General features: G+C 70.9%; 8 protein-coding genes. 3 read left to right on the forward strand and 5 right to left on the reverse strand.

The features are described from left to right. Nucleotides 1–105 precede the first annotated feature (105 nt). Nucleotides 106–585, reverse strand: coding sequence for a transcriptional regulator NrdR (gene nrdR / locus HCK04_RS05490; RefSeq protein ID WP_142618207.1), 480 nt, complete (start codon nucleotides 583–585; stop codon nucleotides 106–108). A gap of 437 nt (nucleotides 586–1,022) precedes the next feature. On the opposite strand from nrdR, the gene lexA reads away from it, so the two are divergent. Together lexA and HCK04_RS05500 are read left to right on the forward strand one after the other, a co-directional pair. Continuing rightward, nucleotides 1,023–1,736, forward strand: a complete 714-nt coding sequence (lexA, locus tag HCK04_RS05495; RefSeq protein ID WP_142645768.1) for a transcriptional repressor LexA — start codon at nucleotides 1,023–1,025, stop codon at nucleotides 1,734–1,736. Between the two features lie 88 nt (nucleotides 1,737–1,824). Continuing rightward, the gene (locus tag HCK04_RS05500) at nucleotides 1,825–2,919 is read left to right on the forward strand and encodes an aminotransferase class I/II-fold pyridoxal phosphate-dependent enzyme (protein WP_142645769.1); all 1,095 of its coding nucleotides are present in this window, start codon (nucleotides 1,825–1,827) and stop codon (nucleotides 2,917–2,919) included. 9 nt (nucleotides 2,920–2,928) lie between these two features. Here the strand turns inward: HCK04_RS05500 and HCK04_RS42010 are convergent, their stop codons facing one another. The 3 genes from HCK04_RS42010 to leuS all read right to left on the reverse strand — a co-directional run bounded on the left by HCK04_RS42010 (nucleotide 2,929) and on the right by leuS (nucleotide 10,652). Beyond that, the gene (locus tag HCK04_RS42010) at nucleotides 2,929–4,596 is read right to left on the reverse strand and encodes a cellulase family glycosylhydrolase (protein WP_142645770.1); all 1,668 of its coding nucleotides are present in this window, start codon (nucleotides 4,594–4,596) and stop codon (nucleotides 2,929–2,931) included. A 320-nt stretch (nucleotides 4,597–4,916) separates the two neighbouring features. Continuing rightward, nucleotides 4,917–8,108: a S41 family peptidase gene (locus HCK04_RS05510; RefSeq protein ID WP_142645771.1), complete on the reverse strand. Its 3,192-nt coding sequence runs from the start codon at nucleotides 8,106–8,108 to the stop codon at nucleotides 4,917–4,919. An 81-nt stretch (nucleotides 8,109–8,189) separates the two neighbouring features. Further along, nucleotides 8,190–10,652 (reverse strand): leucine--tRNA ligase, encoded by a 2,463-nt coding sequence (leuS, locus tag HCK04_RS05515; RefSeq protein ID WP_142645772.1) that lies wholly within the window; start codon nucleotides 10,650–10,652, stop codon nucleotides 8,190–8,192. A 440-nt stretch (nucleotides 10,653–11,092) separates the two neighbouring features. On the opposite strand from leuS, the gene HCK04_RS05520 reads away from it, so the two are divergent. Beyond that, entirely contained in the window at nucleotides 11,093–12,679 is a 1,587-nt protein-coding gene (locus HCK04_RS05520; protein ID WP_168065679.1) for a hypothetical protein, read from the forward strand. A 28-nt stretch (nucleotides 12,680–12,707) separates the two neighbouring features. Here the strand turns inward: HCK04_RS05520 and HCK04_RS05525 are convergent, their stop codons facing one another. Continuing rightward, nucleotides 12,708–13,982 carry a cytochrome P450 gene (locus HCK04_RS05525; RefSeq protein WP_142645773.1) on the reverse strand — a complete coding sequence of 425 codons (1,275 nt, stop codon included), beginning with the start codon at nucleotides 13,980–13,982 and terminating at the stop codon, nucleotides 12,708–12,710. Between the last annotated feature and the right edge of the window lie 133 nt (nucleotides 13,983–14,115).

Below are 14,115 nucleotides of genomic sequence, written 5' to 3' on the forward strand. Positions count from 1 at the left end.
CAGGGCCCGATGGAGCCCCTTCTCCGGACCACGCTCGTTGAAACCACATAGTCGCGGTGCGCCGTCGCGCCCCGCCCGCCTCGTCCCGGTCCCCCGGAAGGCGTCTTATTCCTCGCCCCCGGTGCCATGGGCTGCGGTGCCGTGGGCCGCGCGGAGCCGCTCGATCTCCGCCTCGAAGTCCGCCAGCGTCTCGAAGCTGCGGTAGACCGACGCGAAGCGCAGGTAGGCCACCTCGTCGAGATCGCGGAGCGGGCCCAGGATGGCCAGGCCGACCTCGTGGGAGGCGATCTCGGCCGCGCCCGTGCCCCGGATGCTCTCCTCGACGCGCTGCCCGAGCTGGGCGAGGGAGTCCTCGCTGACCGGGCGCCCCTGACAGGCCCGCCGCACGCCGGCGATGACCTTCTCGCGGGAGAACGGCTCGGTGACTCCGCTGCGCTTGCTCACCATCAGCAGTACGGTCTCCTGCGTGGTGAACCTGCGCCCGCACTCGGGACAGGTGCGCCGGCGACGGATCGCCGCCCCGTCCTCTGCCGCGCGGCTGTCCACGACCCGGGTGTCCGGGTGGCGACAGAACGGACAGTGCACTTCATCGCCTCCCTGAACGCACATCCCCGAACACAAGGTGTGGTGAACTTACACCGGTGTGACTACTAGATGTTGTGGTCCAACCGTAGGAGCGCCCGACCTTGAACGCAAGTCGAACCGGCCTTGGGCAAGGAAGTCCCTGCTCCGCCCGCGTGTCGCACCCCGGGTCACGGCCGCATCACGCGCCCCGGCCGTCGCGGAATAGGCCGTTTACGCGCCTTTTCCCGGCCGTTTTTCGCACGGCTTCTGACCTGCGCCTACAGCGGCCGAAGAAGATCGGGGAAATCGAACACGGGATCGATCGAACTCCCGTACGATGAAGGCGGACGGCGAGATCGGCGATTTCGCTGGATATCGAACAATTGTTTGACGGTGATCTTGAATCGCGGTACGGTCGCTCTGTGCGACACGAGGAACACGGATTGAGAGGTGGCATCGTGAGTGACCGAAGTGAGCAGGCGAATGGCGTCAGCGACCTCGCGGTTCGCAGGCGCGACTCGCTTGGCCTCACCCCCAGGCAGCGGAAGATTCTCGAGGTGATCCGCGACTCGGTCCAGCAGCGCGGTTATCCGCCGTCCATGCGGGAGATCGGGGAAGCGGTCCAGCTGACCAGCACCTCCAGCGTGTCGCACCAGCTCACGGCGCTCCAGCGTAAGGGCTACCTCCGGCGTGATCCCCATCGGCCCCGGGCCCTGGAGGTCCGGCTGCCGGGCGAGCCGGTGCTGTGGGTGGACCCCGACGCCACCTCCGAGGAGGAGCCCGGGTTCAGCCGGCCCACCGCGGCCTACGTGCCGCTGGTCGGCCGCATCGCGGCCGGTGGGCCCATCCTCGCCGAGCAGAGCATCGAGGACGTGTTCGCCCTGCCCAAGCAGCTCGTGGGCGAGGGCACGCTGTTCCTGCTCCAGGTCTCCGGCGACTCGATGATCGAGGCCGCCATCGCCGACGGCGACTGGGTCGTGGTCCGGCAGCAGCCGGTCGCCGACAACGGCGACATCGTGGCCGCGATGATCGACGGCGAGGCCACCGTGAAGACCTTCAAGCGCAAGGACGGGCACGTGTGGCTGGTGCCGCACAACCCCAACTACGAGCCGATCCCGGGCGACGAGGCCACCGTGCTCGGCAAGGTCACGGCTGTCCTTCGCAAGCTGTAGCCGCGCCGGCGCCCCGCGGCACGACGGGATCGCGGGGCGCGGCGGCCGCCTTTTCGGCGGTCGTCAACCGGCAATTAGGGTGAGTCGGATGAAGCTCGACTCCCTCTCCCTCGACGCGGCCCGGGGCCGTGACGGAATCAAGTGGGCGCAGGCCGCGCCCGGCGTCATCCCCGCCTGGGTCGCCGACATGGACTTCCCCGTGCCCGACGTGGTCACGGAGGCCATAGCGCGACGCGCCGCCAAGGACCTCGGCTATCCCGCCTGGCTGGACACCCCGACCGCGGGACCACTGGCGGAGGCGTTCGCCGAGCGGATGGAGACGCGGCACGGCTGGCGGGCCGATCCGGCCCACGTGCGGTCCTTCACCGACCTCAACCAGGCTCTCCAGGTGCTGCTGCACGTCCTGACCGAGCCCGGCGACGCCGTGGCACTGCACGTCCCCGCCTACGACCCCTTCCTCACCACCATCACCGGGATGAACCGCCGCCTGGTGCCCATGCCGCTGACGGCCGACGGCAGGTTCGAGGTCCCCGGAGAGCCCGTCAGTGTGCTCCTGCTGGTCAACCCGCAGAACCCGTCGGGCCGTTCGTTCACCCGTGAGGAGCTCGAAGGCGTCGCCGCGTACGCCGATCGGCACGGCACGCTGGTGATCGCCGACGAGATCCACGCCGACCTGACGTACGCCCCGAAGCGGCACATCCCGTTCGCCACGATCCTCCCCGAGCGCACGGTCACGCTGACCTCCGCCAGCAAGGCCTTCAACATGGGCGGACTGCACTGCTCGGTGGCCCACCTCGGCGCGAAGGAGGCCAGGGACGCACTCGGCCGCCAGCCCGCCCACATCTTCGGCGCGCCCAGCGTGCTCGGGGTGGAGGCCACGGTGGCCGCCTGGCGGCACGGCGACGCGTGGCTGGAGGAGGTGCTGGCGATCCTCGACCGCAACCGCAGGCTCGTCGCCGAGCGGCTCCCGTCGGTCGGCTACCGCGTTCCCGAGGCCACCTATCTCGCGTGGCTCGACTTCGGGGTGCCCGGCGCGGCGGCGTTCGTCGAGCGGGAGGCCCGGGTCAGGCTCAACCCGGGCCCGATGTACGGAGGCGGCGACACCTTCGCCCGCCTCAACTTCGCGACATCGGCGGCGATCCTGGAGGAGATCCTGTCGAGGATCGCCGCCGTGCTGACGTGACGCGCCCGCTCAGCTCGCCGTACAGGTGACCGAGGACGGAACGCCGTTGCTGCCCGACCAGCTTCCGTTGAAGCCGAACGCGGTCGAGGCGCCGGCGCCCAGCGTGCCGTTGTAGGACATGTTCGTCACCGTGACGTTGGACCCGCTCGCGCTGAGCGTGCCGTTCCAGAGCTGCGTGATGCTCTGGCCGTTCGGGAAGGACCAGTTCACTGTCCAGCCCGAGATGGCCGACGAACCCGCCTTGACCGTGACCTCGCCCTGGAAGCCGCCGGGATACTCGTTGACGACCTTGTACGTGGCCGTGCAGGTCTTCCCGCCCGGCGACGAGGGAGACGCGGACGGCGACGGGGAGGGAGACGGCGAGGGAGACGGCGATGGGGAGGGCGACCGAGTCGGAGACGCCGACGGCGAGGCCGAGGGCGAGGGCGAGGGCGACACTGGCGGCGTCGGGGTGCCACCACCGCCGGTCGGCGGGATCAGGTAGGGCGAGATGATGCTCTGCTTGGCCTGGTCGACCGTCGCCCAGTCGTCCTTGAGAATGCCGCCCGTGTCACCCGAGTTGGGGTTCCACGACCAGTAGGTGAACGACATGCCGTTCACGCCGGTGCCCATGTACTTCATGAGCTCCTGGAGCCAGATCTTGTCGATGTTGCTGGCGAGCGTCGTGCCGAACTCGCCGACCATGATCGGGGCGATGTTCTGCTTGTAGAGGTAGCCCCAGTACTTGTCCCAGATGGCCGGCATGTTGGCCGGGTAGGACGGGTCGTCGAACCAGTTCTGGTGGAAGACCGAGGTGGCGTACTCGTGGGGCGAGTAGACGAGCCGGTTGGCCACGTTGAGCCGCACCGGATACTGCCCGGCCTTGGTGAGGTTGCCGCCCCACCAGCCGCAGTCCTCGTCGTTGCTGGGGTCGTTGTCCCAGACGTTGGACTCGCCGCCGCTCGGGCAGCTCACGCCCTCCACGAAGATCAGCCAGTTGGGCTGCACGGACAGGATCGCGTTGCCGGCCCGCTCGGCCGCCAGGCGCCAGTCGCGCGACTCGTCGCCGCAGCCCCAGCAGGAGCCCTTCGCGTTCGGGTTGGTGCCGTCGGCGTGCGGCTCGTTGTGCAGGTCGGCCCCGATGACGGTGGGGTTGCCCGCGTAGTGCTGGGCCAGCGACTTCCAGTCGTTGATCCAGGTCGACTCGGGGACGCCGGAGGTGTACCACAGCGCCGTCTGGCCCGCGCTGGTCGGGCGGTGCCGGTCGAGGATGATCCGCATGCCCTTCTGGCCCGCGTAGTCCACGACCTTGTCGAGGATCTGCAGCGGGGACAGGCCGATCAGGTCGGGGTTGGAGTAGGTGTTGACGCTCGTCGCCTGCGCGCCCGGCTTCAGCGCGTCGTCGGAGAACGGCACCCGGATGGTGTTGTAACCGAGGCTCGCCATGAGGTCGAGCTGGCTCTTCCACGGGTTGTTCGCCCACAACCCGTGGAAGGTCTTGTTGTCGGTCTCCATGCCGAACCAGTTGATGCCGGTCAGCCGGACCGTCGCGCCGGTGCTGTCGACGATCTTGTTCCCGCTGGTGTGCAGGTAGCCGGTGCCCGTGCCGGCGGCGTTAGCCGGTGACCCGGTGACGACGAGCACGGTCGCCGCAACCGCGGCGGCGGTCGTCAGCCCGCCGAGAATTCGTCTGTACAAGACGTGCCTCCCACGCGGGGCGCACGCCGACGGCGAGCCATACGGTCAGGCGCGCACCCCAGACCACCGCCGGAGCGGTGGTGGTCGCGGCATGCCCTGACCGCACGCCTACATCGATATGAACTGGTTTTGTGGCTCGGGCGTAATTTTGTCCGGAAGGCCAGTCCATCGTCAACGTCCCGTCACGGCACCATGCCCCGCAGGCAATCGAGCACCATGCTGTGCACGCAATCGAGCACCGTGCTGTGCACGCAATCGAGCACATGCCCCGCACGGCACCATGGCACCGTACGGGGGCACGGGGGCACGGGGGCACGGCGTCACGGCAGCGGCGGCAGCTCCGGCGGAGCGGCCGGCGGCCTGTCCTCGAGCGCCGCCAGGGCCAGCTCCACCGCCCGCGCCAGCTGGGGATCCCGCCCGGCGACCAGGTCCTGCGGCGTCGCGACGACCTCGACGTCCGGGTCGACGCCGTGGTTCTCGACGCCCCACCCCTCGCCCTCCAGCCAGAACGAGTAGCGCGGCTGCGTGACGACGGTCCCGTCCACGAGCGAGTAGCGCGAGTCGATGCCGATCACGCCGCCCCAGGTCCGCGTGCCCACGAGCGGCCCGATGCCGCGGTTCTTGATCCCGGCGCTGACGATGTCGCCGTCCGATCCGGCGAACTCGTCGGTGACGGCCACGACGGGCCCGCGAGGCGCGTCCTCGGGGTAGCGCCCCGGCTCGTATCCCCGGCTGAGCTGCCACCCGGTCACCCGTCGCTGCAGCTTCTCCAGCACCAGCTCGGAGACATGACCGCCGCCGTTGTCGCGGATGTCCACGACAAGCGCGTCGCGGTCCATCTCGGCGCGCAGGTCCCGGTGGAACTGCGCCCAGCCGGTGGACATCATGTCCGGCACGTGTAGGTAGCCGACCCGCCCGCCCGACGCCTCGCGCACGAACGCCCGCCGCCCGGCCACCCAGTCGTGGTAGCGCAGCCGCGTCTCGTCGGCGACCGGCCTGACGACGACCCTGCGGGTCTCGCCGCCGGAGCCGGGCCGTACGGTCAGCTCCACGGGCCGTCCCGCCATCCCGGACAGCAGCGCCAGCGGCCCGCGTACCGGGTCCACCGGGCGCCCGCCGACGGCGACGATCGCGTCGCCCTCGCGTACGGCGACGCCGGGCGCGAGCAGCGGCGAGCGGGCCTCGTGGTCGGAGGACTCCCCCGGCAGGATGCGGCGGATCCGCCACACCCCGCTCTCGTCCCGGGCGAGATCGGCGCCGAGGAGGCCCTGGCGGCGCCGTGGATCGCGGCCCGCGCCGACGGGCCGCGCGTACGCGTGCGAGGTGGCCAGCTCGCCCTGGACCTCCCAGAGCAGGTCGATCAGCTCGGAGTAGGCGCCGATCCGCTCGACGAGGGGGGCGTAGCGGTCGAGGGTGCCCGCCCAGTCGACACCGTTCATGTCCTCCCGCCAGAAGTGGTCGCGCATGAGCCGCCCGGTCTCGTTGTAGGCCTGCCGCCACTCGGCGACCGGGTCGATGGTCACGGCCACGCGGTCCAGGTCGATGGTGACGACCTCGTCGTCCTCGCCGGTGGAGCGGGTCTGCAGGCCGTGTGCGCCGGTGGCCACCAGGCGCGTGCCGTCGCCGCTGACCTCGAAGGCCCCGAACTCCCCGTCCAGCTCGGTGACCTTGCGCTTGACCAGGTCGTAGCGTTCGAGGACCGGCTCGCCGGGCTCGGTGCCGTCGCCGAGCTCGCCGGTGAGCGGATGACACAGCCACAGCAGGCCGCCCTTGGCGGCGCGCAGGTTGGAGTAGACGCCCGCGGGCACCGGCACGGCCACGATCCTGTCCGCCAGCCCGTCGGCGTCCACCTCGGTCACCCGCGGCGGGTCGGACTTGCCGTCGCTCTTCGCGTCCTGGGTGTTCTCGGAGGCCCGGGAGTCCGCGCCGGCGTCGTCCTCCCCGCCGAAGCCGCGGCCGGTCAGCGAGGGATCGAACGGCGAGGGCGTCGTGGCCTTGAGCGGCACCAGATAGGGCCGGCAACTGGCGGGAAAGGACAGGTCGAAGACGTGCCTGTCATAGACCGGGTTGAACGTGCGGTCGGACAGGAAGGCCAGGTGCTTGCCGTCCGTCGTGAAGGCCGGGCTGTAGTCGTTGAAGCGCGGCGGGGTGACCTCGATCGTGGTGCTGCCGTCCACGCGGGCGAGCTTGAGGTGGTAGCGCCAGGGCTGGTAGGCATGCGCCCACGCGAGCCAGGCCGAGTCGGGCGAGAACGTGAGGTGCTGCACGTCGCCGTGGGTGGTGCGGTCGACCTCACGGACGTTCCCCGAGTCGAGGTCCACCACCAGCAGCCGCCCGTCGTGGGTGGCGACCGCCGCGTGCGTGCCGTCCGGCGCGGCGGCCAGGTCGAGCACCCGGCCGAGCTGCCCGGCGGCCAGGGTGCGGATCTCACCGCCCGGCGTGCCGATCTCCAGCGCGTCCTCGCCGGAGGCGTCCGACACCCAGACGGCCCGGCCGGTCTGCGACTGCGGGGAGGAGCCGAGAGTCCGCGGCAGCCGCACCCGGACGCCGGGCTCGGCGCGCAGCGTGCCTGCGGGGCCGTCGCGGTGGGTCAGCCAGTGGGCGGTGCCGCGGATCTCGACCACGCTGGCCCGCCCGGTGCGGTCCGGGGCGAAACCGCCGACGTTGTTCGGCGCCGGCCGCCTGGCCCTGGCCGGGCGCGGCCCGCTCAGCGTGATGTCCAGCCTGCGCGGCTCGGCGTCGAGGCTGTCCAGCAGCCACAGGTCGCCGGCGAGGCTGTAGACGACGCGGGAGCCGTCCGACGCGGCGTGACGCGCGTAGAAGCCGTGGTGCGTGGTGTGCTGCCGCAGGTCGGAGCCGTCGGGCAGGCAGGAGTAGAGGTTGCCGTCGCCGTCGGTGTCGGCGAGGAAGGCCAGGCGCTCGCCCACCCACATGACCGACCAGTGCTGCGCGGGATCGCCTTCGAACAGGCGGGTGAACTCGCCGTCGCCCGTCGCGTCCACCCAGATCTTGGCCGCCGTGCCGCCGCGGTATCGCTTCCACTGCGACGGCTCGCGCCAGATCGCCGACACGGTCGCCACCCTGGCGCCGCTCACCGCGGTCTCGCTGACCCTGCCGTACGGCAGGGCCGTCGCCGGGCCGCCGTCCAGCGGGACGGCGTGGGCCCACTGCCACGAGCGGGAGCCGTGCCCCGCGGCGGTGACGGCCAGCACGTTCCCGTCCTCGGTCCAGCCGCGTACGCCGGTCATGGCGTCGCCCCAGTGGGTGAGCCGCTCGCCCTCGCCGCCGTCCAGGCCGGCGGCGAACACCTCGGGAGCGCCCTCAAGGGTGCTCGTCCAGGCGATGCGGGTGCCGTCGGGAGAGAACCGGGGATGCGAGACCTCGACCCGGTCGGCCGTGAACCGCCAGGCCCTGCCGCCGCCCGCGGGCGCCAGCCAGACGTCGTCGTCCGCCACGAAGGTGAGGAGGTCGCCGTTCAGATGGGGGTATCTCAGGTATGCGCCATTAGCCACGTGCGCACCTTATGCCGAACGACGACGGCTCCGCCGTACCGGACAGGTTCGATCACGGTACGGCGGAGCCGGGGTCACCCGTTACGGGACGACGTTGACGAGCTTGGGCGCCCGCACGATCACCTTGCGCGGCTCGCCGTCCAGGTAGGGCCGGACCTTGTCCGACGCCAGGGCCAGGGCCTGCAGGTCGGCCTCGGAGATGTCCGGGGAGACCTCCAGCCGGTCGCGGACCTTGCCCGCCACCTGCACCACCGCCGTGACCGACTCCTGGACCAGCAGCGCCGGGTCGGCCTCGGGCCAGCCGGCCTTGGCGACCGACGGCGCGTGCCCGAGCCGCTCCCAGCCCTCCTCGGCGCAGTACGGCGCGACCAGCGACAGCATGATCGCCAGGGTCTCGGCGGCCTCGCGGACGGCCGGGTCGGCCGCGCCGGGCCCGGAGTCGATCGCCCGGCGGGTGGCCGTGGTCAGCTCCATCATGCGGGCCACCGCGACGTTGAACCGGTAGCTCTCGACGAGCTTGGTCACCTCGTCGATGGTCCGGTGGGTCACCTTGCGCAGCTCGACGTCGCCGGTGGAGAAGTCCACGCCGGGCGCGCTGGCGGCACCGGCCTCGGCCATCACGCGGAACGCGCGGGCGAGGAACTTCTGCGACGCGGCCGGCGAGACGTCGGCCCAGTCGATGTCGTCCTCCGGCGGCCCGGCGAAGATCATCGTCAGCCGGACGGCGTCCACGCCGTACGTGTCGATCTGCTCGCCGAGGTCCACGCCGTTGCCCAGCGACTTCGACATCGCCTTGCCCCGGTTGATGACCTGGCCCTGGTTGAGCAGGCGCTCGAAGGGCTCGGTGAAGTCGACCAGGCCCATGTCGTGCAGGACCTTGGTGAAGAACCGCGCGTACAGCAGGTGGAGCACGGCGTGCTCGACGCCACCCACGTACTGGTCGATCGGCCCCCACTTGCGGACCTTCTCGACGTCGAACGGCCCGTCCTCGTAGTGCGGGTCGCAGTAACGCAGGTAGTACCACGACGAGTCGACGAAGGTGTCCATCGTGTCGGTGTCCCGCTGGGCGGGGCCGCCGCACTTGGGGCACGCGACGTTGACCCACTCGGTGGCCGCGGCCAGCGGCGAGACGCCCTTCGGCTGCAGGGCCGCGCCGCGCAGGTCGGGCAGCGTGACCGGGAGCTGCTCGTCCGGCACCGGGACCTCGCCGCAGTCCGGGCAGTGGATGATCGGGATCGGCGTGCCCCAGAACCGCTGCCGCGACAGCAGCCAGTCGCGCAGGCGGTAGTTCACCGCGGCCCTGCCGGTGCCGCGCTCCTCCAGGACCTCGATGATCTTCTTGATCGCCTCGGTCTTCGTCAGCCCGTCCAGCGGGCCGGAGTTGACCAGCGTGCCCTCGCCGGGCGTGGCGATGCCGGTCTCGCCCGGATCGGCGAGGCCGGTGTGCACGACGACCTTGACCGGCAGGCCGAACTTCCGCGCGAAGTCGAGGTCGCGCTGGTCGTGCGCCGGCACCGCCATGATCGCGCCGTGGCCGTAGTCGGACAGCACGTAGTCGGCGGCCCAGACCGGGATGCGCTCCCCGTTGACCGGGTTGATCGCGTACGTGCCCAGGAAGACCCCGGTCTTCTCCTTCTCCGTGGACAGCCGCTCGATGTCGGAGAGCTTGGCGACCTCGGCGCGGTAGGCGGCCAGCGCCTCCGCCTGCTCGGGGGCGCAGATCTCCTCCGCCAGCGGGGCGTCCGCGGCCACGACGAAGAACGTCGCGCCGTACAGCGTGTCGGGGCGCGTGGTGTAGACGGTGACCGGCTCGTCGCGGCCCTCGATGCGGAACTGGACGTCGGCGCCGGTGGAGCGGCCGATCCAGTTGCGCTGCATGGTGAGGATGCGCTCGGGCCAGCCGCTCTCGATCTGCGCCATGTCGTCGAGCAGCCGGTCGGCGTAGTCAGTGATCTTGAAGTACCACTGCGTCAGCTCGCGGCGGATCACGTCGGCGCCACAGCGCTCGCACTTGCCCGCCACGACCTGCTCGTTGGCGAGCACGGTCTGGTCCTGCGGGCACCAGTTGACCAGGCCGCCCTTGCGGTAGGCCAGGCCCCGCTCGTAGAAGCGGGTGAACAGCCACTGGTTCCAGCGGTAGTACTCCGCGTCGCTGGTGTGCAGGCGTCGCGACCAGTCGAAGGAGATGGCGTAGCGCTTGAACGAGTTCGCCTGCGTCTCGATGTTCTTGTACGTCCACTCGGCGGGGTGGGCGTTGCGCTTGATGGCCGCGTTCTCGGCGGGCAGGCCGAAGGAGTCCCACCCGATCGGATGCAGGACGTTGTAGCCCTTCTGGAACCAGTAGCGCGCGACGACGTCGCCGATCGCGAAGACCTCGCCGTGCCCCATGTGGAGGTCGCCGGAGGGGTAGGGGAACATGTCGAGCATGTACTTGCGCGGCCTGGTGTCCGCGAGGTCCTCGACCGCCGCGAAGGGGTTCAGCTCCTCCCACCGCGGCAGCCACTTGGCCTGCAGCGCCTCCGGGTCGTACACCGGCTCGTCCACTTCCACTCCTCGCCAGGCGGCTGGAATCACACACAGATGATGGCGTCCGCCGGGGGCAGGTCCCTGCGTCACAGTCGAGGCAGCCCCGTCTCCGCGCTCTCGCGCTCCGAGGCGGCTGCCCGCTCAGCGGGGTGGCGGCACGCATGTCAAGCGTAGCGCAGACCACAACCGGGTCGCCGATCGATCTTGCGGGCTGACCTCGCGTGTCAGAGCGCGATACACGATGGTGATAGTTCCGTTGTGGGCTCTTATGTCCATTCCCCTACTGTGCTTCTGTGGCCAACTCATTTCCGCCCGCGGATTTGCCGATGCAGGACCCGCCCACCGACCCCACAGGTGAGCAGTTCCGAGAGGCATTCCGCGGTTTCGCTGCGGCAGCCCCCGGCTCGCATGAGATCATGCCAGGCACCCCCAATTCGGGCATGATCTCGGGAGGTACCGTGCCCACGGACCGCAGCGAACACCAGCGGGAGCCGTCGTGGCCGGAGATCCCGCCTGCCTGGCCCGAGGCGCCACCTCCGTCCTCGTCATCCTTCACCCCGACCGTCAGGTCGTTCGTCGAGGGGACGCCCCAGCAGCCCGCGGACGCGACCGCGACCATGGCGGGGGGCCCGCTTCCGGGCGCGGCTCCGGAGCGGTCCTACCCCGCCTTCACCCGGGACGGCTACAGCGGCTCGGGGGGCGCCGGAGGCACGGAGAACTTCCGCGGCGGGGAGAACTTCGGCCGTACGGAGAGATTCGGCGGCGCTGAAGGCTTCGGTGGCGCGGAGAGATTCGGGAGCGCGGAGAGATTCGGGGACGCCGAGAGATTCGGGGACGCCGAGAGATTCGGGGGCCCCTCGCCGGCGTACGGCACACAGGGCCCCGCGGGTCCCGCGGGGCCCGCGGGGCATGGTCAGGGCCAGGGGTCGGGGCAGCCCGGCCCGTACGGAGGTCAGTTCTCCGGCGGCGCCATGCCGGGAAGTGCGATGCCGGGGAGTGCGATGCCCGGCGGCCAGATGCCCGGTGGTGCGATGCCCGGGAGCCCTGACCACTCCCGGCCGTCCGCGCCGTTCACCCCGTCGGTCCGCTCGTACGCCGAGTCCGCCCCGGCCGCTCCGCACGCCTCCGCCACCCCGCCGCACGCCTCCGGCGCGCCGCAGGCCCCGCCCCAGCCGGAGGATCCGTACCGGCCGTTCGTGACGGCGGGACAGATCAGCGGGCCCAAGACCCCTCCCGCGCACCGGCAGCAGGAGCTGTGGAACACGGTGTTCGGGGAGAACTACCAGGCCATCGACGAGTACGAGGACGACGAGGACGGCCGGCCGGTCTGGCTCTACGCGCTGGTGGCCTCGGTCGTCGCCGCGCTCGTCGGGGTGCTCGTGTGGGCGTTCGCCGCCGGGCCGCTCAGCTCCGGCGACGCGGCCGAGGCTTCGACGTCGGCGAAGCCGACCCCCGCCAAGACCGCCACCACGACCAAGCCGCAGACGCAGACCGCGTCACGGCTGCCCGTCTACAAGGGCACCGCCTCCCCGGTGAACGGTGTGCTCACCGACACCGCCGGCCGCGTCACGCTGCCCAAGCTCGGCGGCCCCTGGCAGGCGGACGCCGACCCGGCGCAGGTCAAGGCGACGTACGGCTTCACCACCAGGCAGTACGTGCCGGCCGGCATGACGACCAAGGGCAAGCGCGAGTTCGCCGTGGTCATGTCGGGCACGCTGGCGCAGTCGCTGGCCGCGAAGTACACCACGCCCGACAATCTGGGCCCGGTGATCAACGCGGTGATGTACCGGGCACGGCAGACCCAGTTCCCCAAGGACAACAAGATCGCCAAGGTGGCCCAGCAGCGCCTGGCGCGCAACAACCTCACCGGGCTCGCGGCGGCCTACAAGGTGACCGCCGACGGCGCGACCACCACGGTCGTCGTCGCGGCCGTGAACACCGGCGCCGACCTTCCCACGATCGTCTACATGGCCGTGCCGGAGCTCAAGAACGACCTGCTCCCCGACATCAACACGGTCTTCCGGTCGATCAAGCCCCTCGGCTGACCGCCGGCCGGGCCCGGAGCCCGGCCGGTCAGAACTCGCAGGGCATGTGCTTGATGCCGTTGATGAAGCTGGACAGCAGACGCTCCGGTGCGCCCGCCTCGATCTGCGGGACCCGCCGCAGCAGCTCGCGGAACATCGCGGTGATCTCGCGGCGGGCCAGGTGCGCGCCGAGGCAGAAGTGGGGGCCCGGGCCGCCGAATCCGACGTGCGGGTTCGGGTCGCGCAGGATGTCGAAGCGCAGCGGGTCGTCGAACACCCGCTCGTCGCGGTTGGCCGCCCAGTAGTACAGCAGGACCTTCTCGCCCTTGCGGTAGAGGTTGCCGTTCATCTCGTGGTCGCGGGTGACCTTGCGGCGCATGTAGTTGACCGGCGCGGCCAGCCGGACGATCTCCTCGATCGCGCGCGGCGCCCGGCCCTCGAAGTCCTCCAGCCACAGCCGGCGCTGGTCCGGGTTGAGCGTGAGCAGCCGCATGCCGTGCGAGATGGCGTTGCGCGTGGTCTCGTTGCCGGCCACGACGAGCAGGATGAAGAACGAGCCGAGCTCCTGGGCGGTCAGCCGCTCCCCGTCGATGTTGGCGTTGACGAGGGACGAGGTGAGGTCGTCGGTGGGGGTCTCCATCCGCAGCGCGGCCAGGTCCTGCACGAGCTGCTGCAGCTCCATCCCCGCGGTGAGCAGCGCGTGGGCGATGTCCTCGCGCTTGCTGACATATTCGGGGTCGGTGGCGCCGAGGACGATGTTCGAGCGGTCGAAGACGAACTGATAGTCCTTCTCCGGGATGCCCATCATGTCGCAGATGATCTTCAGGGGCAGCTTGGCGGCCACCTCGGTGACGAAGTCACAGCCGGGGCCGGTCTCCAGCAGCTCGTCCACGATGCGCGAGGCGGCGGCGTCCACGTCGGACTCGAACTGCTTGATCATCCTCGGCGTGAAGGCGCGCGAGACGATCCGCCGCAGGCGCGCGTGCCGCGGGTCGTCCATGTTGATCATCGAGCCGAAGTATTCGGCGAACTCCCCCGGCAGGTCGGGGATGTTGGTGGCCCCGCCGTCGCCCGAGCAGAAGACCTCGGGGTTGCGGCTGGCCTCCAGGATGTCGGCGTGCCTGACGAGCGCGTGGTAACCCGGCCCGGTGATGCCGCCCAGGCTGAACTCGGGCTCGGGGAAGAAGGCCGGCTTGTCCAGGTCGCGCAGCAGCCGGAACGCGTGCTCCCGCTCCTCGTCCGGGCGGCCCCAGAAGTCCCAGTCGTTCAGGTCGATGTCCGCCGCCGAGGTGATGGGCGTACGCTCCGTGGGCTGTGTCGTCATGGTGGGGGCCGGCCCTTCCGAGTGACTAGAACCACATTCGGTTTCTAGTCTGCCACACCGGACCGTTCACCCGCAGCGGCTCAGACGCCCATGCGCCGGCGGGGGGGGGAGGACGGACGGGGCCGGACGGACG

The organism is Microbispora sp. CL1-1 (assembly GCF_012034195.1).
Classification (GTDB): domain Bacteria; phylum Actinomycetota; class Actinomycetes; order Streptosporangiales; family Streptosporangiaceae; genus Microbispora.

Coding starts and splice junctions, on each gene's coding strand:
- HCK04_RS05500 (WP_142645769.1), top strand. CDS start 1,825: ATGAAGCTCGACTCCCTCTCCCTCGACGCGGCCCGGGGCCGTGACGGA.
- HCK04_RS05525 (WP_142645773.1), bottom strand. CDS start 13,982: ATGACGACACAGCCCACGGAGCGTACGCCCATCACCTCGGCGGCGGAC.